Source organism: Streptomyces sp. DvalAA-43, assembly GCF_900091725.1.
Lineage (GTDB): Bacteria > Actinomycetota > Actinomycetes > Streptomycetales > Streptomycetaceae > Streptomyces > Streptomyces pulveraceus.
On sequence record NZ_FMBW01000071.1, the window covers coordinates 137,642 to 159,605 of the forward strand.

Here is a 21,964-nt window from a genome sequence, read left to right on the forward strand (position 1 = left end):
AAATGTAATTGACCTTCACCGGTCGATCGGTAAATGATCGAGGCCCTCGATCGACCCAAATGCAGTAATGGGGCAGGCACATTTTCCGTAGATCATTGATCACGCATAAATGATCAGGAATAAATGAAAAAGGCCCTGCTCAGCAGGGCCTCAAAGGCAGATCAGGAAATGAGTCGGGGAGGGGTCCCGGCGGGACGGCGGTTTCCAGGGCGGGCCGCCCAGCGCACCCGGGCCGCCCCAGCACATCCGTGGCGCCTCAGCGGACCAAGGGAAGCAGGGGGAGCAAGGGGCACGGGAAGCCGGGGGCAAGGGCAGACATCGCTACGGCAGCACGGTCACGGGCGTCTTCGGCCAGCTCATGCGGATCACTCCGCCATTGGCTCCCGATCTGACTTCCACATCATCGACGAGGCCGCTGATGACCGCGAGTCCCATCTCGTCCTCGCCATCGGCGTCACTCTCATGATCCGGCTCGTCGAGCCCCCCGCCGGGCGTGGCGCCGCGTGTCGCGGAGGCTCCGACGGGCCCGCCGAGAGCGGGGTCGGCCCCCGGTCCGGGCACCTCGTCGCCGACCTCGACGGAGAAGGACTTCTCCTCCTCGATCAGGACGACGGAGACGGGAGCGGTGATGCCATGGCTGCGGTGCAGCCCGACCGCGCGGCTGCAGGCCTCGCCGACAGCGAGTCTGACCTCGTCGAGCACGGCTTCGTCAACCCCTGCCCGGCGCGCCACGGCGGCTGCCACGAGGCGGGCCGTCCTGACGTGTTCGGGCTGGGCGCTGAAGCGGAGTTCAACGGTGGTCATGCAATCCCCCTCAGACGTACGGGCGTGCATCCCAGGGGTCCGGGCACACTGCCCATCGTCCCTGCTCTTCTTCCGGACTTCTCCGGCTCTTCTTCAAGTCCTCTTCGGGTCTTCTTCCGGGACCCGCGATGGGTCTTCTTCCGGAACCGACGATCCGGCAGCCGGTCCCATCGATCGAACCCCTCGGCTCGCCGATCTCGTCACCGACCGCCGAGGACCGCCGTACAGCCGCCCACCTGAACCGGCGTACAGACGTACAGCCGACCGGCGTACGGCCGGCATGCGGCCACCGGCCACCGGCCTGCCGAGTTGCCGACGGATAAACCGACCAGCGGACGGCCCGACTGCCGGGCGCACCCTGCTCACGGTGGCCGGACGACGACCCTCGGGCCAGCCGGCCGCCGAACGGCTCGCCGAACGACTGGCCGACATCCCGTCGAACACCACCCGGTCCGTCCGGCCGACCGTCCGGCCACTCAGGGCGCCGGTCACCCGGCTCCCCGGCCTCCGATCGCCCGACCGGTCGATGCCCGGCAGGCCGATCGGCCTGCCTACGGCAATCGGCCACCAGGCACAGCCACGTCGCACCGGCCGCCTGGCGGGCGGCTGGTGCGCCGACCGAGCGCCGAACCGGCCTGCGGCCGGCCCGGCCGCGGGCCGACCGTCAGTCGGTGGCCGCCACGGCCTCGTCGACCGTGGTGTGAATCGGGAACACCTTGGTCAGACCAGTGATCCGGAAGATCTTGAGAATGCGCTCCTGGTTGCAGACCAGGCGCAGCGAGCCCTCATGGGCCCGGACACGCTTCAGGCCACCCACGAGCACGCCGAGGCCGGTGGAGTCGAGGAAGTCGACGCCTTCCATGTCGACAACCAGGTGGTAGCTGCCGTCATTCACCAACTCGACCAACTGCTCGCGCAGCTTGGGCGCGGTATACACATCAATCTCGCCACCGACCTCGACGACCGTACGGTCGCCACCAGGGCCGGACACATTGCGAGTCGACAAGGACAGGTCCACGGATCCTCCAGCACCTTGCTATCGAGCGGTCGCCCCTCGGTCTCCCCGGCGGAGCCAGGGAACGGATCGCCAGCCGCGATGGCATTCAATCACTTACCGGCAGCCATGCACGACGCCTTGGGACCATTGTCCGTCACGCCAGTGACACACTCGGTGCCGATGGCCAAGAATCACCGCCCCAGTCGACCACCCGGGAACAGCGACACCAGTCACTCTCCCGCCATGGTCCTCGACCGGCTCGCCGCAGTGGCGGGCCGGTCCGCGCGCATCACTCATACGGAGCACTTGCCCCCGCGTGCGGGAACCCATGCCATCTGGCCCGATCGCATCCGGCCAGAAGTCATCGCCGCGATCCAGAAGGCCGGAATCGAACATCCGTGGGCACACCAGTCGGCCGCCGCCGAGCACGCCCTGGACGGCGAATCCGTGGTCATCGCCACCGGCACGGCGTCCGGCAAGTCGCTCGCCTACCTCGCCCCGGTCCTCAGCGCGCTGCTCGACGGCTCCGAGGCCCCGAACGGCCGCGGCGCCACCGCGCTGTACCTGGCCCCCACCAAGGCCCTGGCCGCCGACCAGAGGCGTGCCGTGAAGCAGCTCGCGGCACCGCTCGGCAACGCCGTCAGGCCCGCGGTCTACGACGGCGACACACCGGTCGAGGAACGCGAGTGGGTGCGCCAGTACGCCAACTACGTCCTGACCAACCCCGACATGCTGCACCGCGGGATACTCCCGTCCCACCCCCGCTGGTCCTCCTTCCTGCGCGCCCTGCGCTTCGTCGTCATCGACGAGTGCCACACCTACCGCGGCGTCTTCGGCTCCCATGTCGCCCAGGTGGTGCGCCGGCTCCGCCGCCTCTGCGCCCGTTACGGCGCCGATCCGGTCTTCCTCCTCGCCTCCGCCACCGCGGCGGAGCCCTCCGTCGCGGCCGGCCGCCTCACCGGTCTCCCGGTCAAGGAGGTCGCCGACGACTCCTCGCCCCGCGGCGAGCTGGTCTTCGCACTGTGGGAGCCGCCCCTGACCGACCTGCACGGCGAGAAGGGCGCCCCGGTCCGGCGTACCGCCACCGCCGAGACCGCCGACCTCCTCACCGATCTCATCGTCCAGGGCGTCCGCTCGGTCGCCTTCGTACGCTCCCGGCGCGGCGCCGAGCTGATCTCCGTCATCGCGAAGGAGCGCCTCGCCGAGGTGGACCGCTCCCTGCCCGCCCGGGTCGCCGCCTACCGCGGGGGCTACCTCCCCGAGGAACGCCGCGCCCTGGAACGCGCCCTGCACTCCGGGCAGCTGCTCGGGCTGGCCGCCACCACCGCCCTCGAACTCGGCATCGACGTCTCCGGCCTGGATGCCGTCGTCATAGCCGGCTACCCGGGCACCAGGGCGTCGCTGTGGCAGCAGGCGGGCCGTGCCGGGCGCTCCGGCCAGGGCGCCCTGGCCATCCTGGTGGCTCGCGACGACCCGCTGGACACCTTCCTCGTCCACCATCCCGAGGCGCTGTTCCAGCAGCCCGTGGAGTCGACCGTCCTCGACCCGGACAATCCGTACGTCCTCGCCCCCCATCTGTGTGCCGCCGCCTCGGAGCTCCCTCTCACCGAGGCGGACCTGGAGCTCTTCGGCCCGGCCGTGGCGGAACTGCTGCCGCAGCTGGAAGCCGCGAAACTGCTGCGTAAACGGGCGTCGGGCTGGCACTGGACCCGCCGCGAGCGCGCCGCCGATCTCACCGACATCCGTGGCGAGGGCGGCCGCCCCGTCCAGATCGTCGAGGAGGGCACCGGCAGGCTGCTGGGCACCGTCGACGAGTCGGCCGCGCACACCGCCGTCCACGAGGGCGCCGTCCACCTCCATCAGGGCCGCACCTACCTGGTCCGGAAACTGGATCTGAAGGATTCGGTGGCCCTGGTCGAGGAGGCCGTCCCGCCGTACTCGACCACCGCGCGCGACACCACCTCCATCGCCGTCCTGGAGACCGACACCGAGATCCCGTGGGGTGACGGGCGGCTCTGCTACGGCTCGGTCGAGGTCACCAGCCAGGTCGTCTCCTTCCTGCGTCGCAGGCTGATCACCGGCGAGGTCCTCGGCGAGACCAAGCTGGACCTGCCGCCCCGCACTCTGCGCACCCGTGCCGTCTGGTGGACGGTCACCGAGGACCAGCTCGACGCCGCCCGCATCAACCCGGAGATCCTGGGCGGCGCCCTGCACGCCGCGGAGCACGCGTCGATCGGGATGCTGCCGCTCTTCGCCACCTGCGACCGGTGGGACATCGGCGGCGTCTCCGTGCCCCTGCACCCGGACACCCTGCTGCCCACGGTCTTCGTGTACGACGGCCACCCGGGCGGTGCCGGATTCGCCGAGCGGGCCTTCCACACCGCCCGTGCCTGGCTGGCCGCGACCCGCCAGGCGATCGCGTCCTGCGAATGCGAGGCGGGCTGCCCGTCCTGCGTCCAGTCCCCCAAGTGCGGCAACGGCAACGAACCACTGCACAAGCGCGGCGCCGTGCGCCTCCTCACCGAACTCCTGCGATCCGCACCCCCGGACCCGGGGGAACCGAAGGAGGCGAAGCCGAAGGAGACGTCGGCGGAGCCTGAACCGGCGGAAGCGGAGGCGGAAGCGGCTCGGGAGGGCCTGGAACAGCCGCCGGAGGGCCGGCCCTGGACCTGACCACCGGTTCGTACGGCCCGAAACCCACCCGGGCCGTCACATCGGCGATCTCCCCGAGCACCGCACACCGGACCACCACGGCCCCCTGCGCCGCGGCCACCTTCTCGGCGACCCCGCACGCCTTCCCAGGCCCTTGCAGGGCCCGATCGGCTGCGGCCAGGGCCGCCAGGTCCGCCGCACCCCCCGCCCGGTGCCGGACGACCACCACCTGCCCGAGAGCCAGCACCACCGCGAACACCGCGCACAACGTGGCCGTGGTCATCGCCACCCACACCGTGGCCAGCCCCCTGTCCCCCTCCGTATCCGGCGACCCCTTGCCCCCGCGTAGCCGCACAAGCGCCGCCGTACCCAGCCGCAGAAGGGTCGCCGCACTCAGCCGCCTTACGAGGACGGCCGTACGCGACCGTGTGAGGACGCCCACGCGTCTCCGCTCACCCGTCCCACTCACCGCGTCACCCCCACCGTGTCCTCGGCCAGCGCCGCCGCCTCCGCGTGAAGCGTCAGGGCCAGCGGGCCCGGCCCCGGCATCGACGCCGCCACACGTACCCGCCACAGCTCCCCGGTCCGTTCCATCGCCACTTCGGACCCGTCGGGTGCCGCCGAACGGGCGGCCTCCAGCGCCTGCGGCTCCGGCTCGGAACGGGCCGCCGCCCTCGCCCCGGCCCTCGCCGCGTCCACACACCGGATCTGGGCGGAGGCGGCCATCAGCGCCCAGACCAGCGCCAGGGCGAACACCGCCAGCACCGGAATCGCCATGGCTGCTTCCGCCGTCACCGCGCCCCGGTCCCTTCCGCTCCCGGCTCTCCCGCCCCCGGTACGCGAACGGCCTCCGGCACTCGCCGCGGGACCGCTCTCAGAACTTCGCATCGAGCGCGTCCTTCAACAGTGACTGCAATGCGGACATGACCGGCTGGCTGGTGACCACTTTGTAGAGCACCGCCGCGAACGCGCAGGCCGCGATCGTCCCCACCGCGTATTCGGATGTCGTCATCCCGTTGTCCGACCGGACTCGACGCGCCATGCCCCGCACCCAGTCCTTGATTCGCTGCATCATTCCGACCCCCGTGGAATTCTCCATCGGATTCCCCTTGGAACCCTTAATTCATACTGAATGGATTTTTACTCATGCTTTTCGGTCATCCGGTGTAAAGCAGTCCGGTCGCCAGACCGATCACCACCGGCGCCACCCCGACCGCCAGGAACGCGGGCAGAAAGCAGAGCCCGACGGGGGCGGTCACCGCCACGCCCGCCCGCTGGGCCCGCGCCACGGCCGCACTCGCACGCTCGGCCCGCATCGCCTCTGCCAGCCGTGCCACCGGCTCCGCCGCCGGAGCCCCGGTCGAGCCCGCCCGGTCCAGGCAGCGGGCCAGCGCACGAGCACCCGGTATCTCCCCGAACCGCCCCCAGGCCGCCGAGGGTTCATCACCGAGGCGGATCTCCATGGCCGTCCGTGCCAGTCCCCTGCCGACCGGTCCGCCGAGCGACTCCCCCACCGCCTCCGCCGCCTCCAGGGGCCCGGCTCCGGCGGAGACGCAGGCCGCCAACAGGTCAGCCGCCAGCGGGAGCTGCCGTGCGGCCTCCGTCATCTCCGCGAGTCCGGCCCCCGATTCGGGTCCGCGTCGGGTCCGTTGCCACCGCCAGGCGCCGTACGCCCCGGCCAGCCCTGCCACGCACCCCGGCAGGCCGCCGATCAGGACCCAGCCCGCCGCCACGGCGCCCAGTGGTGCGACCAATTCCTTCGTCCGGACGCCGGGTGCCCGTTGTCCACGTCCGGCCGCGCGCCGGCGCTTCCGCAAGCCGATCGCCAGCAGCGCCGCGCCCCGGCGGCGCACCGCCCGCCTCCGTCGCAGCCCTGCCAGGGCAAGCGCCGAGCAGACGACCGCACTCACCGCCGCGCACGCCGCCGCCACCTGGTGGACGGCTTCGCCGGCCACCGCGCTCATGGTTCCTCCCCCGCCCGTACGATCCGGGCGGCCCAGCCAAGTCCGGCCGCCTCCAGCAGCCCGCCCGTCGCCAGGCAGACCAGTCCGGCCGGGGTGTGCAACAGCACCCGTAAAGGATCGGCCCCAAGCGCCGCCCCCAGCCCCAGGCCCAGCACCGGGAGCAGCGCCAGCACGGCCACCGTCGACCAGGCGCCTGCCAGTTGGGCCCGCAACTCCTCCCGTCTGCGCTGCTCGGCCCGCAACGCACCCTCCAGGCGGTCCAGGCCCGCCGCGAGTCCAGCCCCACCATCGACCGCCACGCGCCAGCAGGCCGCGACCCCGGCGAGCCCGTCCAGCCCCGGCTCCCGTGCCGCCTGCCCGAGCGCCCCCGGCACGTCGCCACCGAATCGCGCCGCGGCGGACACCCCGGCCTCCGCCGACCCCATCACCCCCGTGCCACGGACGGCGACGAGCAACGCCTGACCCGGTTCGTGCCCGGCCCGCAGCTCACCCACGACCGCGGCGCACAGCGCGACCACCCCGGCCGCCCGGCGTTCCCGCTCCTTGCCCCGGACCCGCCTCCGCAGCCACCGCCGCACCAGCGGCACCGCCACCGCACCGGCCAGCAGCGGCAGCACCGACTTCCCCAGCACGGCGACGACCAGTGCCACCGGAAGGCAGAGCCACTCCCGCCGCTCCCCCAACCGCTCCCGTACCCACGCCCCGGCCGTCTCCCTGCGCACCCGCAACGGCGACCGGACCGCCCCTTCGACGAACAGCACCCGGGCCCTGCGCCGCCCATGGTCCTGCGCCATCACCAGCCAGGCGGCCACCCCGACGCACAGGGCCACCGCCGAGCTCGCCCCCACCGACAGACCCGTCGGCGCGCCCCCGGTCACCACGCACGCCCGATCAGCGACCGCAGCCTCTCCCAGCCCCGCTCCCGTACGAATCCGTCGGCGCCCCAGCGCAGCGCGGGCACGGTCACCACCAGCCCCGCCGCGTCCCGCTCCAGAACCTGCACCTCGGCGATCCGCCGCTGCCCGGCCCGGTCCCGCACCAGATGGACCACCACCGACAGGGCGGCCGCCAACTGGCTGTGGAGCGCCGTCCGGTCCAGCCCCGCCGCCGTCCCCAGCGCCTCCAGACGGGCCGGTACATGCTCGGCGGCGTTGGCGTGGACCGTCCCGCAACCGCCTTCGTGGCCGGTGTTCAGCGCGGCCAGGAGCTCGGTGACCTCGGCGCCTCGTACCTCTCCGACCACCAGCCGGTCGGGCCGCATCCGCAGCGCCTGCCGCACCAGGTCCCTGAGCGTCACGCGCCCCGCTCCCTCCTGGTTGGCGGGGCGCGACTCCAGGCGCACCACATGGGGATGGTCCGGCCGCAACTCCGCGGAGTCCTCGGCGAGTACGATCCGCTCCCGCTCCCCGACCGCACCCAGCAGACTCGACAGCAGGGTCGTCTTCCCGGCTCCCGTCCCGCCACTGATCAGATACGAGACCCGGGCTTCCACCAGGGCCCGCAGCATCCGGTCACCGCCCGGCGGCACGGTCCCCGCCGCGACCAGCTCCGCCAGCGAGAAGGCCCTGGGGCGCACCACCCGCAGCGAGAGGCACGTCGAGCCGACGGACACCGGCGGCAGCACGGCATGCATGCGGGTGCCGTCCGGCAGTCTCGCGTCCACCCAGGGGCGGGCGTCGTCCAGCCGTCGCCCCGCCACGGCGGCCAGCCGCTGGGCCAGCCTGCGCACCGCGGCGGCGTCCGCGAAGGTCACCCCGGTGAGTTCGAGACCGCCGCCCCGGTCCACCCACACCCGGTCCGGCCCCGAGACCAGCACATCCGTCACCACCGGATCGGCGAGCAGCGGCTCCAGCACCCCGGTCCCGACCAGCTCGCCCCGCAGCTCATCGGCCACTCCGAGCACTTCGGCGTCCCCGAGCAGCCGCCCCTGGGCCCGCAGCGCGGCCGCGACCCCGGCCGGCGTCGGCGCCGTGCCGCTCTGCGCGAGCCGCTGCCGTACGGCGTCGAGCAGCGTCTCCGTCATGACGCACCTCCACCGGCGCGGCCCCCCGCGCCCTCCGGTGCGAGTGCCCGCTCCCAGAACGCCGTGCAGAACCTGGCCAGTGGACCGCGCGCGCTGCCACCCGGCGGCGCACCGCCGTCCTGAGCGGCCAGCAGCCCGGCGTCGAGCGGGAGTTCACCGGCGAGCGGCAGCCCCAGTGCCTGCGCCACCCACCGTTCGTCGAGGCCCGCCGCGTACGGCCCGCGTGCGACCACCCGCAGGTCGTCAAGGATCATCCCGGCCATCGACGCCACGCGCTTCGCCGCCGCGACCGCGCGGAGCTCACCCGGAACCACCAGCAGCCCGAGATCCAGCTGCGCAAGCGCCTCGGCCACCGATTCGTCGACCCGGCGCGGCAGATCGACGACCACCACCCCGCCGAGCCGACGTGCGGCGGCCAGCACGGCCTGCATGGCCTGCGGCGGGATGACCACCCAGTCGTCGCGGCCCCAGCTGAGCACCCGCAGCCCGTGCAGCGCCGGCAGCGATTCCTCCAGTGCTCCCCCGCCGACCCGCCCCTTGGAATGGGCGAAATCCGGCCATCGCATCCCCTCGGCCCGTTCGCCACCGAGCAGCACATCGATGCCGCCGCCGAGCGGGTCACCGTCGATCAGCATGGTCCGCCGCCCGGCCCTGGCCGCGGTCACCGCGAGGGCACAGGCCAGTGTGGACGCACCCGAGCCGCCCCGGCCGCCGATCACCCCCACGGTGAGCGCCGGCCGGCCCACGCCTTCCGCCGCGTTGGCGATCTGGTCGACGAGCCAGCTCTCCGAATCGGGCAGCCTCAGCACGTATTCGGCCCCGATCTCCACAGCGCGGCGCCAGACGTCCGGGGCGTCCCGGTCCCGGCCTACGAGCATCACACCCCGTCTGCGCACCGCCCCTCGGCACCGCTGGGCGGCATCGTCGCCCACGAGAACCATCGGAGCCTGCTCCCAACTGCCCCTGTTTTCGGGCAGCGAGTGATGAACTTCCGGTTCCGCTCCGGCTGCCGCGCACAGCCGCAGCAGATCATCGAGCAGTTCCACGTCCTCGGTCACGATCAGCGGTCCGCCCCGCCGCGCTCCGGCGGCCGGCAGGGGATCACGTGCGATGGACTCGGCCACGATCTCCGCCCCCTTCTCACTGCACCTTCATCGCGGTTCGCGGTGATCTCGGAGCGTTCCGGGATCGGCGATTCCACAACCCGCGGACTTCGCGGCTGGAATCACCGTGCAGCGGTTCGGGAAATCGTGTGGATCTTGCTCGAAAACTGTGGACAACTCCACCGTTGTGAATAACTCCGTCGCCCATACCAGCGACTTCCGGAGCGCAGCACTTCCGCTACACACTGTGACGAGTCAGAGTGATGGAGGCCGCGCGAGGAGTGGGCCGTCACGGCCGGGATGGAGACAGAATGCTTGATTCCGAACGACAGAAACGCGTCCGGACATGCGACGACCCCCGCCGGGGGGGAGAGCGGGGGTCGTCCCCACGGCCGACTCGGGGGGGGGAGGAGCCGGACCGGGTTAGCACGGTCGCGAACGATCCGTGACTTCCATGGTGTACCCGAGAGCCTTCTCAGGCAAACCCACGCGCCAGAGTTTACGCCGAATGGTGTCCCCCTATGCTCTGCCTTGTGGAAAACCGCTTCTTGCCGCGCACAGCCGCCTTCTTTGACCTGGACAAGACGGTCATTGCGAAGTCTTCGACGCTGACCTTCAGCAAGTCCTTCTACCAAGGCGGACTGATCAACCGCCGCGCTGTACTGCGCACCGCGTACGCACAGTTCGTGTTCCTTGCCGGGGGTGCAGATCACGACCAGATGGAGCGGATGCGGGAATATCTCTCCGCACTCTGCAAGGGCTGGAACGTCCAGCAGGTGAAGGAAATCGTCGCCGAGACCCTGCACGATCTGATCGACCCCATCATCTACGACGAGGCCGCGACGCTCATCGAGGAGCATCACACCGCCGGTCGCGATGTGGTGATCGTTTCGACCTCGGGCGCCGAGGTCGTCGAACCGATCGGCGAACTGCTCGGCGCCGACCGGGTCGTCGCCACCCGAATGGTCGTCGGCGACGACGGCTGCTTCACCGGTGAAGTCGAGTACTACGCATACGGGCCGACCAAGGCCGAGGCGATCAGGGCTCTCGCGGTGTCGGAGGGGTACGACCTCTCACGCTGCTACGCCTACAGCGACTCCGCCACGGATGTCCCGATGCTGGAGTCGGTCGGCCACCCGCACGCGGTCAATCCCGATCGCGCGCTGCGCCGTGAAGCGACGCTGCGCGAGTGGCCGATTCTCGTCTTCGACCGACCGGTCCGGCTCAAGCAGCGACTGCCCGCGTTCTCGCTGCCACCGCGTCCGGCACTGGTCGCGGCGGCAGCCGTGGGCGCGGCCGCCGTCACGGCGGGACTGGTCTGGTACACCTCCCGCCGCCGCGCCGCCGCGGGCTCCGCCTGACGCACACCCTGGACGGCGGTCGGCGCACTCCGGCACGGCCGGTGTCGGAATTATCCAACTCGCCCGTAATTGAACCTAAAAGTAAAGAAGTGGGGCCAGCACTACCGCTCACCTCGGCTCTGGAGTACAAAGGACTCAACGGCCCGCGAGACCAAGGACATCCGAGAGGATTACCTGTAACGCAGAGACGGCCCCACGGACCAAGCATGAAAACCGAGCACCCACGCGACGTCGACCCGTCGATTACGGGCCAGCCGCACCAGGAAACGGGCAAAGCATCCCGGCCTGATGGGCAAATACCGAGGACGCATGGTAACTGGGTGGACATGCCAGCGGCGGTACCGAAAACGGTACCGCCGCAACCCTTTTGTCTGGCAGTGAGATCGACGCGATGAAGGCGGCGCGACGAAGACTGCCCGGCAAAGAGCGCACGACAAAGACGGTGCGATGGCGACAATTCGCCGAAGTTACCGCAATGAAGTTACTTCGGTGGATTTACAGAAACGCACGCCCCACCCACACCTCGGCGGAAGCCCCACCCATACCTCGGCGCAAGCCCCATGCACACCTCAGTGCATACCTCGACACACACGGCACCGGCCCGACATCACTGCCCCCTCAGTGATCCGGCTGGACTTGCCGCAGGAGTCAGACCCGTCGCCTGTTACGCGGCTCCACGCTGCAGCGCCTCGCACACCGCCGTCGACTCCCTGACGCCCAGCTCCACGGAGCGTCCGCAGTGCGCGATCCAGGCCGCCATCCCGTCCGGCGTCCCCGACAGATAGCCCTCGAACGCCGCGACGTACGCCGCCCGCCCCTGTTCTGCATGGCCCACCTCGGCGGGGCAGATCGATTTGGGATCGAGTCCGCTCCCGATCAACACGATCCGCTCGGCGGTCCGTGCGACGAGGCCGTTGTACGAGCCGAACGGGCGCAGGGCCAGCAGTTCACCGTGCACGACCGCCGCCGTCACCAGCGCGGGCGCCGAAGTGCCCGAGAGAATCAGCCCGGAGAGCCCTTCCAGCCGCCCCGCCACCTCGTCGGCATCCGGCAGCGGCGCCTCGATCAACGGCTCGTCCACCGGCTCACCCGCCAGCCTCGGCCGGCCGACCGCATCGTCGGGCGCCGCCCCGCCGGCCGCGACCAGATGCAGCCGTGCCAGCACCCGCAGCGGTGACTGCCGCCAGATGGAGAGCAGTTGCCCCGCTTCGGCGGTCAGCCTCAGAGCCGCCCCGATCACATGCGCCTCACCGTCACCGCTGAAGTCGGTGCGTCGGCGCACCTCCTCCAGATTCCAGTCGGCGCCCGACAACGCCGCCGAGCCACGGGCGCCGCGCAGTGCCGCTTCCGCGGTCACCTCATTGCTGCGGCGCCGCATGACGCGGTGACCGTAGACCCGGTCGACGGCCTTGCGTACGGAGTCCACCGCATCGGCGACACCCGGCAGGGCGCCGAGGGCGGAGAGCGGATCAGAGGCAGTCGTACTCATAAGTAGCGAGGCTACGCGCCCCCTGCGCCGATACCGCCCGTGAGTGGCCTTCTTCACGAAGTGCAACAGCGGACCGCGATCGCACCACTACCCTAGGTGAACATGAAGATCGCTTTCGTAGGGAAGGGCGGCAGCGGCAAGACGACGCTGTCCTCGCTCTTCATCCGCCACCTCGCAGCCAATGAAGCCCATGTCGTCGCGGTGGACGCCGACATCAACCAACACCTCGGGGCCGCGCTCGGCCTCGACGACCAGGAAGCCGCCGCGCTGCCCGCCATGGGAGCGCACCTGCCTCTGATCAAGGAGTATCTGCGCGGCAGCAATCCCCGTATCTCCTCCAGCGAGACGATGATCAAGACGACTCCGCCCGGCGAGGGCTCCCGGCTGCTGCGGGTCCGCGAGGACAACCCGATCTACGACGCGTGCGCCCGCACGGTCCGGCTCGACGACGGGGAGATCCGGCTGATGGCCACCGGGCCGTTCACCGAGTCGGATCTGGGCGTGGCCTGCTACCACTCCAAGGTCGGCGCGGTCGAGCTCTGCCTCAACCATCTCGTCGACGGCCCCGACGACTATGTCGTCGTCGACATGACAGCGGGTTCGGACTCCTTCGCCTCGGGGATGTTCACCCGCTTCGACATGACGTTCCTGGTCGCCGAACCGACCCGCAAGGGCGTCTCGGTCTACCGCCAGTACAAGGAGTACGCGCGGGACTTCGGGGTCGCGCTGAAGGTCATCGGCAACAAGGTGCAGGGCGAGGACGATCTGGAGTTCCTGCGCGCCGAGGTGGGCGAAGACCTGCTGGTCAGCGTCGGGCACTCCGACTGGGTACGGGCGATGGAGAAGGGCCGCCCCCACCGCTTCGAGCTGCTGGAGGCGGACAACCGGATGGCTCTGCAGGCGCTGCAGAACGCCGCGGAGGATTCCTACGAGCAGCGGGACTGGGGGCGCTACACCCGGCAGATGGTGCACTTCCATCTGAAGAACGCGGAGAGCTGGGGCAACGAGAAGACGGGCGCCGATCTGGCTGCCCAGGTCGACCCCGCCTTCGTCCTCGACGAGCAGTACGCGCAGGACGGCGCCGCTCAGCCCGCCTGATCCCTGGGCGCCCCCGGAGGGCTTCCGCGCTCCGTGCGGGAGTCATTGCCACTGCGTCGTGGAGCGCCGGACGGGCTCGCCGTTGCGGCCCCGTCCGGTGCTCGACGCGCGGCCCCGCTGCCCGGCCCGCCCGGCGGATGACGCGTCGGCCAGGGCCGAAGGCCGCACGGCTCAGCGACCTGGCGCGGCCATCGGGCCGGGACTGCCGGGCTTGTGACCGGCCGTGTCCGCGCCGGACCCCGCGTGGGCCTGGTCGGCCCCCGCTGTCCGACCGACCCCGGAAGCCCCCACTCCGCCGAGGAACGCGGTCCAGCCCTTCTCGGGTGCCTGGCCGACATCGAGGGTGCCGAGCTTCGCCAGCGTCTCCGGGTCCTGCACGTCCAGCCAGTCGGCCAGCTGCCGGAAGGACACGCAGCGCACACCCTTCTTGGTGCAGACCGTCGCGATGGTGTCCTCGACGGCGCGCATATAGGTGCCGCCGTTCCAGGACTCGAAGTGGTTGCCGATGATCAGCGGGGCGCGGTTTCCGTCGTACGAGCGGCCGAAGGCCTGGAGCAGGCCGTCGCGCATCTGGTTGCCCCAGTACTCGTGCATGTCCGGGTCGCCCTGCGTCGTGGTACCGGACTGGCTGAACATGAAGTTGTAGTCCATCGAGAGCGTCTCGAAATCGCGGCCCGGTACGGGGACCAGTTGCATCGAGAGGTCCCAGACTCCGGCCTTCTTCTTCGGCCAGACCTGGTTGTCGACCCCGCTGGAGTCGTAGCGGAAGCCCATCGTCCGCGCTGCGGCCACCATGTTCTTCCGCCCTTCCAGGCAGGGGGTGCGACCGCCGATGAGCTCCTTGTCGTAGTCGAACGGAAGCGGCTTCTCCCCGTCGAGACCGGGGTCGTTGGTCTTCCAGTGCTTCACGAAGGACTTGGCCTGGCCGATCTCGCTCTTCCACTGCTCGACGGACCAGGTGCCGCCGCCCTCGGGACCGCAGAAGTGGCCGTTGAAGTGGGTGCCGATCTCGTTGCCGTCCTCCCAGGCCCCGCGCACCTGGGTGATGGTGTTCCGGATTCCCTCGGTGTCGTTGAAGCCGATGTCGGAGCTGCCGGCGTTGTGCTTCGGCGGGTCGTAGAGCTCCCGCTTGTTCTCCGGGAGCATGTACACGCCACTGAGGAAGTACGTCATGTTCGCGTGGTACTTCTTGCCGACCTCGCGGAAGTGCGAGAACAGCTTCTGGCTGTCCTCACCCGCACCGTCCCAGGAGAACACCACGAACTGCGGGGGCTTCCGACCGGGTGCGAGGCGCTTGGCCACCGGCTGCTTCGGCTGTCCACCGGTGAAGGCGGTGGAACCGTCACCGATGAGCCGGAAGATACTCTTGGGCGCGGCTCGCGGGGCCTTCTTCTTCGCCCCGGAAACCGGCTTCGCCGCACCCGATCCTCCGGCTCCGCGGCCGGTCCCCGAACCGGAGGAGCAGCCGGCCACCCCCGCGGTCAGCGCGACGGCCACGACGCCGAGGACGACCCGGCCCGCGGCGGCCCTCTTCGCGATGCACCTCTTCGCCACGACTCTCCTCGCGGCGACTCTCGTCGTGGCGGCCATCATCCGCCCACCTCTTCCTTGCAGGTAATTTGCGTTGAAGTGCCGACACGGCGCGGCCAAGTTCGCACACGGCTCCGCCGGATCAGCACAACAGGCCGAATGAAAAGATGCTTATTCACTTGAATGGGTGGTCAACCAGGTCATTTGACCCCAAGCATGGACACAGATCTTTACTCTCCATTACGATCTATTTACTGAGAGTTGAGAAATCCCGCCGCTGCACGCCGTGACCCACGGCCGCGTCCCCACAATCCGCGACCGCGCTGCCCCGGAGGAGACGGGAACATGTCTGCTTGCGTCCCCACTCGCCATAACCGCACATCCCGTAGCTCGCGCCCACCACGCGCTTCGGGAGTCAAACGACCACACAGCCCGCCGCCACCGCGCGGTGGACGATTCCGCATCGCGGGCGCCGATGTGTCCGCATCGATCACAGTCTTCCTGCTCGCCGTCCCCATGTCGCTCGGCCTCGCCGTCGCCATGGACGCCCCGTTGCAAGCCGGCCTCATCTCCGCCGCGATCGGCGGCATTGTCGCCGGACTGCTCGGCGGCACCCCCCTCCAGGTCAGCGGCCCGTCCGCCGGGCTGACCGTGGTCACAGCCGAGTTGATCCAGGTCTACGGCTGGCGCACCACCTGCGCGATCACCATCGGCGCCGGGCTCCTTCAGATCCTGCTGGGCTCGCTGCGGGCGGCGCGCAGCGCCCTCGCCGTCAGCCCCGCCATCGTCCACGGCACCCTCGCCGGCATCGGCGTGGCCATCGCGCTCGCCCAGCTGCACATCGTGCTCGGCGGCTCCCCGCAGAGCTCCGCCGTCGCCAACGCCCTCGCCCTGCCGGACCAGTTGGGACGGTTGAGTCCGGCAGCTCCGCTCATCGGCGTGCTGACCATCACCGTCCTGGTCCTGTGGCCACGGATTCCGGGCCGGATCGGCAGCGGGGCGCGACGGGTCCCGGCCGCCCTGGTCGCGGTGGTGACCGCTACGACGGTGGCCACGCTCGCCGCTCCCGGAATCGCCCGGGTCGACCTGCCGTCCTGGCGCGCGCACGTCCTGCCGGAGATGCCGCACGGCCCCGTACTCGCCCTGGCCACCGCCGTATTCACGGTGATGCTGGTGGCCAGCCTGGAGTCGCTGCTCGCCGCGATGGCCGTGGACAAGCTGTCGGCCGCGCCTTCGCACTCCCCCTCGGCTCGGACCTCGGCCGCGCCCCCTCCTCCGGCCGCATCACCCGCATCACCCGGAGTACCCACCACACCGACCTCACCCACACCGTCCGCATCACCCTCGCCGCCCTCCCCACCCACGCCCCCTGTCAGACGCGCCGATCTCGATCGCGAGCTGCGCGCCCAGGGCATCGCCAACACCTTGTCCGGGCTGGTGGGCGGGCTGGCCGTGTCCGGCGGCGCGGTGCGCAGTTCGGCGAACGTACGCGCCGGGGCGCAGGGGCGCGCCTCCACCGTGCTGCACGGCGTCTGGGTGCTGCTCGCCACCGGGCTGCTGGTCACCGTGCTGGAGTGGATCCCGTTGGCCGCGCTCGCCGCGCTGGTGATGATGGTCGGCATCCAGATGGTGAACCTCGCCCATATCCGCAACGTCCATAAGCACCGCGAATTCCTGGTGTACGGGGCGACGATCACCGGCGTGGTCCTCTTCGGCGTGCTCAAGGGCGTGACGATCGGCATCGCGGTGGCGGTGGCGGTCGCCCTTCACCGGCTGGCCCGGACCAGGATCACGGTCACCGATCAGGGCGGCGAGCATCTGGTCGTCGTACGAGGACAGTTGACGTTCCTCGCGGTGCCCCGGCTCAGCCGTACGCTCGGCCAGCTGCCCCAGGGCGGGAACGCCGTCGTCGAGCTGGACGGCTTCTTCATGGACCATGCGGCGTACGAGGCGATCCAGGACTGGAGCACTGCCCAGGCCGCCCACGGCGGCAGGATCGTGTTCACCGGCAGGTCCGGCGGCAGGATCGCCGAGCCCGCCTCGGCGGCGCACTCCTGCTGCCGCCCCTGGACGCCCTGGCGCAACCACCACTGCCACGACGAGCCCGGCCGTACGCCCGAAGCCGGTCATGGCCCCGGCATCCCCTTCACCGACGCCCGCCCCGTGACCGACCCCATCGGGACACCCCACGACATGCCCCACGACGCCCTCACCCCCACTCCCGCGCCCGCCTCCACCCCCGGCTCGGCCCCTTCCCCGGACGTCGCTCCGGGCCGGGACCCGGCCCCCTCGCTCCACCGCTCCCCCGCCCGCACGGCCGGCCCACCCGCCGAGGCCACCCGCCCGGCCGGAGGCAATCGGCTGATCAGCGGCCTGAGCTCGTTCCAGCGCAACACCGCTCCCTTGGTGCGCGAGGAGCTGGCCCGCCTGGCCGCCGAGGGCCAACGGCCGTCCCAGCTGTTCATCACCTGCGCGGACTCCCGCCTGGTCACCAGCATGATCACGGCAAGCGGTCCGGGTGACCTGTTCACCGTGCGGAACATCGGCAATCTGGTGCCCCTGCCGAACGCCGAGTCGGGTGACGACTCGGTCGGTGCGGCGATCGAGTACGCGGTGGACGTACTGAAGGTGGAGTCCATCACCGTCTGCGGACACTCCGGCTGCGGTGCGATGCAGGCGCTGCTCGGCGCCAAACCGGACCCGCAGACTCCGCCGACGTCCCTGTGGCGGTGGCTGAGACATGGGCTGCCGAGCCTTGAGCGGATGGCATCCCGGCATCACGCCTGGGCCCGGATCTCCGGACGGCTGCCGACCGATGCGCTGGAGCAGCTCTGCCTCACCAATGTGGTGCAGCAGCTGGACCATCTGCGGGCACACGAATCGGTGGCGCGACGGCTCGCCGAAGGTACGCTCCGGCTGCACGGCATGTACTTCCATGTCGGCGAGGCACAGGCCTATCTCCTGACCGAGGGGGCGAGCAGCGGGCTGGAGCTCGACGAGGTCTTCGACCGTGTGGGCCCCGGCGATCCCGCAGGCTCCGGCGAGTTGGAACGCGCCGGAGTCTGAACCGCCCTCGCCCCGGGTCCGTGAGACCTTGTGGTCCTGCCCCCGCACTGCACCGCACCGCGCTGCCCGGCATCGCGCCGCACCGCGTGCGGAGGGCGGGACCCGTGTCTCCATACACGAGACACAGGTCTAAACCAATTCCGGGCAGACACTTGTCACCCGGCCTTTGGCCTGATGAGCTATGCCCCGGGACACAACGGACACCCTGGGACTGGGAGAAGTCGTGAGCAACGAAAGCCTGGCCAACCTGCTTCGGGAAGAGCGGAAATTCGCTCCGCCTGCCGAGCTGGCCGCCAACGCCAACGTCAAAGCGGAGGCGTACGAGCAGGCCGAGGCGGACCGGCTGGGCTTCTGGGCCGAGCAGGCCCGTCGCCTGACCTGGGCCACGGAGCCGACCGAGACGCTCGACTGGAGCAACCCGCCCTTCGCGAAGTGGTTCGCGGACGGCAAGCTCAACGTCGCGTACAACTGCGTGGACCGCCACGTCGAGGCCGGCAACGGCGACCGGGTCGCCATCCACTTCGAGGGCGAGCCCGGCGACAGCCGCGCCATCACCTACGCACAGCTCAAGGACGAGGTCTCCCGGGCCGCCAACGCCCTCACCGAGCTCGGTGTCGGCAAGGGCGACCGGGTCGCCGTCTATCTGCCGATGATCCCCGAGGCCGCCATCGCGATGCTGGCCTGCGCCCGCATCGGCGCCGCGCACTCGGTGGTCTTCGGCGGCTTCTCCGCCGACGCCATCGCCGCCCGCATCCAGGACGCGGACGCCAAGGTCGTCATCACCGCCGACGGCGGTTACCGCCGTGGCAAGCCGTCCGCGCTCAAGCCCGCCGTGGACGACGCCGTCTCGCGCATCGACAGCGTCGAGCACGTCCTCGTGGTCCAGCGCACCGGCCAGGACACCGCGTGGACCGAGGGCCGTGACGTCTGGTGGCACGAGATCACCGGCCGGCAGTCCGCCGAGCACACCCCCGAGGCCTTCGAGGCGGAGCAGCCGCTCTTCATCCTCTACACCTCCGGCACGACGGGGAAGCCGAAGGGCATCCTGCACACCTCCGGCGGCTACCTGACCCAGGCGGCATACACCCACCACGCGGTCTTCGACCTCAAGCCGGAGACCGATGTCTTCTGGTGCACCGCCGACATCGGCTGGGTGACCGGCCACTCGTACATCGTCTACGGCCCGCTGGCCAACGGCGCGACGCAGGTCATGTACGAGGGCACGCCCGACTCCCCGCACCAGGGGCGTTTCTGGGAGATCGTGCAGAAGTACGGCGTGACGATCCTCTACACCGCGCCGACCGCGATCCGCACGTTCATGAAGTGGGGTGACGACATCCCCGCCAAGTTCGACCTGAGCAGTCTCCGGGTCCTCGGTTCGGTCGGTGAGCCGATCAACCCCGAGGCGTGGATGTGGTACCGCAAGCACATCGGCGCCGACAAGTGCCCGATCGTGGACACCTGGTGGCAGACCGAGACCGGCGCGATGATGATCGCGCCGCTGCCCGGTGTGACGGAGACCAAGCCGGGCAGCGCCCAGCGCGCCCTGCCCGGCATCGCGGCCACGGTCGTCGACGACGAGGCCAACGAGGTTCCGAACGGCGGGGGCGGCTACCTCGTCCTCACCGAGCCGTGGCCGTCGATGCTCCGCACCATCTGGGGCGACGACCAGCGCTTCATCGACACCTACTGGTCGCGCTTCCAGGGCAAGTACTTCGCGGGCGACGGCGCCAAGAAGGACGAGGACGGCGACATCTGGCTGCTCGGCCGGGTCGACGACGTGATGCTCGTGTCCGGGCACAACATCTCGACCACCGAGGTCGAGTCGGCGCTCGTGTCGCACCCCTCGGTCGCCGAGGCGGCCGTGGTCGGTGCCGCCGATGAGACGACCGGCCAGTCCATCGTCGCCTTCGTGATCCTGCGCGGTACGGCCGAGTCCTCCGACGAGCTCGTCGCCGAACTGCGCAACCACGTCGGTGCCACCCTCGGCCCGATCGCCAAGCCGAAGCGGATCCTGCCGGTCGCCGAGCTGCCGAAGACCCGCTCGGGCAAGATCATGCGCCGTCTGCTGCGCGACGTCGCCGAGAACCGCGAGCTGGGCGATGTCACGACCCTCACCGACTCCTCGGTGATGGACCTCATCCAGACCCAGCTGCCGTCGTCCTCCTCCGAGGACTGATCGCAGCACCCGAGAGCTGGCACCAGCGAGCAGCAGTACGTACGTCCCCGAGGGGCATCCGGCAACGCGCCGGATGCCCCTCGGGCATTTAAAGTGAAGATCACCGGATACCGCCCCGAGACCGGATACAGCTCAGAGCACCCCGGGTACAGTGGCAGCTGCGTCAACAAAGCAATAAGAAAACTTGACAGGGGTGCCGGGAAGTCTGGTCGGCAAGTGCATCAGCCATGCCATCGCTGCCGTACCGACCCGGAGGTCTTCACTCGTGGCCGCGCCCACCCCTGCCCCCGCACCTCCCTCCCGCCGCACCTTTCTCGGACGGCTCTCCCTCCCCGAGCGGAACTACCTCGCCGACGCCCTGCGCACCGAGACCGTCGGCGGCGTCATCCTGCTGGTCGCCGCTGTGGCCGCCCTGGTGTGGGCGAACACCTTCGGTTCCAGTTACGCGTCCGTCAGCGACTTCCACTTCGGGCCAAAGTCGCTGGGCCTCAACCTCTCCGTGGCGCACTGGGCGGCCGACGGCCTGCTCGCGGTCTTCTTCTTCGTCGCGGGCGTCGAGCTCAAGCGGGAACTGGTCGCGGGCGAGCTGCGCGACCCCAAGGCGGCCGCCCTCCCGGTCGTCGCCGCACTGTGCGGAATGGCGGTTCCGGCGCTCGTCTACACCCTGGTGAACGTGGTCGGCGGAGGTTCGACGGACGGCTGGGCCGTCCCCACCGCCACCGACATCGCCTTCGCGCTCGCCGTACTCGCGGTCATCGGCACCTCGCTGCCGAACGCCCTGCGCGCCTTCCTGCTGACCCTCGCCGTCGTCGACGACCTCTTCGCGATCCTGATCATCGCGGTCTTCTTCACCGAGCAGATCGATTTCATGGCGCTCATCGGCGCCTTCATCGGCCTCGCCGTCTTCTATCTGCTGCTGCGCAGGAATGTGCGCGGCTGGTACATCTACCTGCCGCTCGCCCTGGTCATCTGGGGCCTGATGTACAACAGCGGCATCCACGCCACCATCGCCGGTGTCGCCATGGGCCTGATGCTCCGCTGCACGCGTCGGGAGGGCGAGACCCACTCCCCCGGCGAGCACATCGAGCACCTGATCCGCCCGCTGTCGGCCGGTGTCGCCGTACCGCTGTTCGCCCTCTTCTCGGCCGGTGTCTCCCTCTCCGGCGGCGCGCTGGCGGACGTCTTCACCCGGCCCGAGACGCTCGGTGTCGTCCTGGGCCTCGTCGTCGGCAAGGCGATAGGCATCTTCGGCGGTACCTGGCTGGCCACCCGCTTCACCAAGGCGGAGCTGAACAAGGACCTGGCCTGGGCGGATGTCTTCGCGGTCGCCACGCTCGCCGGAATCGGCTTCACCGTCTCGCTGCTCATCGGTGAGCTGGCCTTCGTCGGCAACGAGGACATGATCAACGAGATCAAGGCCGCCGTGCTGATCGGTTCCCTGACGGCCGCCGTGCTCGCCTGTGTCCTGCTCAAACTCCGGGTACGCAGATACCGGGCGCTGTACGAGGCGGAGGAGCTCGACGAGGACGAGGACGGGGTACCCGACGTCTACGAGCAGGACGATCCGGAGTACCACCTGAGGATGGCCGCGATCCACGAGAAGAAGGCGGCCGAGCACCGCCGCCTTGCCGAACAGGCGGGGGCAGCGCGCAGTGAGCCGGACAGTCCGGCATGATCTGACACCAGATGTGTTGAGCA

The 21,964-nt window shown here is 70.4% G+C and carries 16 protein-coding genes and 1 pseudogene; 6 read left to right on the top strand and 11 right to left on the bottom strand.

Annotated elements, in window-relative coordinates; translation table 11 throughout:
• Window positions 1-321 precede the first annotated feature (321 nt).
• Together GA0115234_RS28825 and GA0115234_RS28830 are read right to left on the bottom strand one after the other, a co-directional pair.
• Window positions 322-804, bottom strand: coding sequence for an ATP-binding protein (locus GA0115234_RS28825; RefSeq protein WP_093547553.1), 483 nt, complete (start codon window positions 802-804; stop codon window positions 322-324).
• Window positions 805-1,468: 664 nt separating this feature from the next.
• On the bottom strand, window positions 1,469-1,822 hold the full coding sequence (locus tag GA0115234_RS28830) for an STAS domain-containing protein (protein ID WP_003967428.1): 354 nt from the start codon (window positions 1,820-1,822) through the stop codon (window positions 1,469-1,471).
• A 78-nt stretch (window positions 1,823-1,900) separates the two neighbouring features.
• Between GA0115234_RS28830 and GA0115234_RS28835 the strand changes: the two genes are divergently transcribed.
• On the top strand, window positions 1,901-4,474 hold the full coding sequence (locus GA0115234_RS28835) for a DEAD/DEAH box helicase (protein WP_237541830.1): 2,574 nt from the start codon (window positions 1,901-1,903) through the stop codon (window positions 4,472-4,474).
• Between the two features lie 40 nt (window positions 4,475-4,514).
• Here GA0115234_RS28835 and GA0115234_RS44495 read toward each other — a convergent pair.
• The 7 genes and pseudogenes from GA0115234_RS44495 to ssd form a co-directional block, all read right to left on the bottom strand.
• Window positions 4,515-4,736: pseudogene (locus GA0115234_RS44495) on the bottom strand (Rv3654c family TadE-like protein); the annotation flags it as partial.
• A 182-nt stretch (window positions 4,737-4,918) separates the two neighbouring features.
• A complete protein-coding gene (locus tag GA0115234_RS28845) occupies window positions 4,919-5,248 on the bottom strand; it encodes a TadE family type IV pilus minor pilin (protein WP_370804592.1) in 330 nt (109 codons plus the stop codon).
• A gap of 79 nt (window positions 5,249-5,327) precedes the next feature.
• Window positions 5,328-5,528 carry a DUF4244 domain-containing protein gene (locus GA0115234_RS28850; protein WP_237541848.1) on the bottom strand — a complete coding sequence of 67 codons (201 nt, stop codon included), beginning with the start codon at window positions 5,526-5,528 and terminating at the stop codon, window positions 5,328-5,330.
• Window positions 5,529-5,610: 82 nt separating this feature from the next.
• Window positions 5,611-6,417, bottom strand: a complete 807-nt coding sequence (locus GA0115234_RS28855) for a type II secretion system F family protein (RefSeq protein WP_093547559.1) — start codon at window positions 6,415-6,417, stop codon at window positions 5,611-5,613.
• Window positions 6,414-7,295 carry a type II secretion system F family protein gene (locus tag GA0115234_RS28860; protein ID WP_365609409.1) on the bottom strand — a complete coding sequence of 294 codons (882 nt, stop codon included), beginning with the start codon at window positions 7,293-7,295 and terminating at the stop codon, window positions 6,414-6,416. The genes GA0115234_RS28855 and GA0115234_RS28860 overlap by 4 nt, the downstream gene beginning before the upstream one ends.
• Complete coding sequence (locus GA0115234_RS28865) at window positions 7,292-8,440, bottom strand: TadA family conjugal transfer-associated ATPase (RefSeq protein WP_093547561.1); 1,149 nt, start codon at window positions 8,438-8,440, stop codon at window positions 7,292-7,294. The genes GA0115234_RS28860 and GA0115234_RS28865 overlap by 4 nt, the downstream gene beginning before the upstream one ends.
• Window positions 8,437-9,498: a septum site-determining protein Ssd gene (gene ssd, locus GA0115234_RS28870; RefSeq protein ID WP_256088864.1), complete on the bottom strand. Its 1,062-nt coding sequence runs from the start codon at window positions 9,496-9,498 to the stop codon at window positions 8,437-8,439. Before ssd ends, GA0115234_RS28865 begins: the two co-directional genes overlap by 4 nt.
• A 566-nt stretch (window positions 9,499-10,064) precedes the next feature.
• Between ssd and GA0115234_RS28875 the strand changes: the two genes are divergently transcribed.
• Window positions 10,065-10,904, top strand: coding sequence for an HAD family hydrolase (locus GA0115234_RS28875; protein ID WP_093547565.1), 840 nt, complete (start codon window positions 10,065-10,067; stop codon window positions 10,902-10,904).
• Between the two features lie 664 nt (window positions 10,905-11,568).
• Here the strand turns inward: GA0115234_RS28875 and GA0115234_RS28880 are convergent.
• The gene (locus tag GA0115234_RS28880; protein WP_093547567.1) at window positions 11,569-12,393 is read right to left on the bottom strand and encodes an oxidoreductase; all 825 of its coding nucleotides are present in this window, start codon (window positions 12,391-12,393) and stop codon (window positions 11,569-11,571) included.
• 102 nt (window positions 12,394-12,495) lie between these two features.
• On the opposite strand from GA0115234_RS28880, the gene GA0115234_RS28885 reads away from it, so the two are divergent.
• Window positions 12,496-13,491 carry an ATP-binding protein gene (locus GA0115234_RS28885; protein WP_093547569.1) on the top strand — a complete coding sequence of 332 codons (996 nt, stop codon included), beginning with the start codon at window positions 12,496-12,498 and terminating at the stop codon, window positions 13,489-13,491.
• A 171-nt stretch (window positions 13,492-13,662) separates the two neighbouring features.
• Here GA0115234_RS28885 and GA0115234_RS28890 read toward each other — a convergent pair whose 3' ends face one another.
• Window positions 13,663-15,081, bottom strand: coding sequence for a hypothetical protein (locus tag GA0115234_RS28890; protein ID WP_093548285.1), 1,419 nt, complete (start codon window positions 15,079-15,081; stop codon window positions 13,663-13,665).
• Window positions 15,082-15,366: 285 nt separating this feature from the next.
• Between GA0115234_RS28890 and GA0115234_RS28895 the strand changes: the two genes are divergently transcribed.
• From GA0115234_RS28895 to nhaA, 3 genes are all read left to right on the top strand, one after another.
• On the top strand, window positions 15,367-18,087 hold the full coding sequence (locus tag GA0115234_RS28895; RefSeq protein ID WP_176729301.1) for a SulP family inorganic anion transporter: 2,721 nt from the start codon (window positions 15,367-15,369) through the stop codon (window positions 18,085-18,087).
• A 181-nt stretch (window positions 18,088-18,268) separates the two neighbouring features.
• On the top strand, window positions 18,269-20,266 hold the full coding sequence (gene acs / locus GA0115234_RS28900) for an acetate--CoA ligase (RefSeq protein ID WP_093547573.1): 1,998 nt from the start codon (window positions 18,269-18,271) through the stop codon (window positions 20,264-20,266).
• A 265-nt stretch (window positions 20,267-20,531) separates the two neighbouring features.
• Entirely contained in the window at window positions 20,532-21,941 is a 1,410-nt protein-coding gene (nhaA, locus tag GA0115234_RS28905; protein ID WP_093547575.1) for a Na+/H+ antiporter NhaA, read from the top strand.
• Window positions 21,942-21,964: the final 23 nt, after the last annotated feature.

What these genes read in the sequence shown, in the direction of transcription:
- GA0115234_RS28855 (WP_093547559.1), bottom strand. Translation starts at nt 6,417, where the DNA reads ATGAGCGCGGTGGCCGGCGAAGCCGTCCACCAGGTGGCGGCGGCGTGC.
- GA0115234_RS28865 (WP_093547561.1), bottom strand. Translation starts at nt 8,440, where the DNA reads ATGACGGAGACGCTGCTCGACGCCGTACGGCAGCGGCTCGCGCAGAGC.
- acs (WP_093547573.1), top strand. Translation starts at nt 18,269, where the DNA reads ATGCCCCGGGACACAACGGACACCCTGGGACTGGGAGAAGTCGTGAGC.
- GA0115234_RS28850 (WP_237541848.1), bottom strand. Translation starts at nt 5,528, where the DNA reads ATGATGCAGCGAATCAAGGACTGGGTGCGGGGCATGGCGCGTCGAGTC.
- GA0115234_RS28835 (WP_237541830.1), top strand. Translation starts at nt 1,901, where the DNA reads ATGGCATTCAATCACTTACCGGCAGCCATGCACGACGCCTTGGGACCA.
- GA0115234_RS28895 (WP_176729301.1), top strand. Translation starts at nt 15,367, where the DNA reads ATGTCTGCTTGCGTCCCCACTCGCCATAACCGCACATCCCGTAGCTCG.
- GA0115234_RS28825 (WP_093547553.1), bottom strand. Translation starts at nt 804, where the DNA reads ATGACCACCGTTGAACTCCGCTTCAGCGCCCAGCCCGAACACGTCAGG.
- GA0115234_RS28875 (WP_093547565.1), top strand. Translation starts at nt 10,065, where the DNA reads ATGCTCTGCCTTGTGGAAAACCGCTTCTTGCCGCGCACAGCCGCCTTC.
- GA0115234_RS28890 (WP_093548285.1), bottom strand. Translation starts at nt 15,081, where the DNA reads ATGGCCGCCACGACGAGAGTCGCCGCGAGGAGAGTCGTGGCGAAGAGG.
- GA0115234_RS28880 (WP_093547567.1), bottom strand. Translation starts at nt 12,393, where the DNA reads ATGAGTACGACTGCCTCTGATCCGCTCTCCGCCCTCGGCGCCCTGCCG.
- GA0115234_RS28885 (WP_093547569.1), top strand. Translation starts at nt 12,496, where the DNA reads ATGAAGATCGCTTTCGTAGGGAAGGGCGGCAGCGGCAAGACGACGCTG.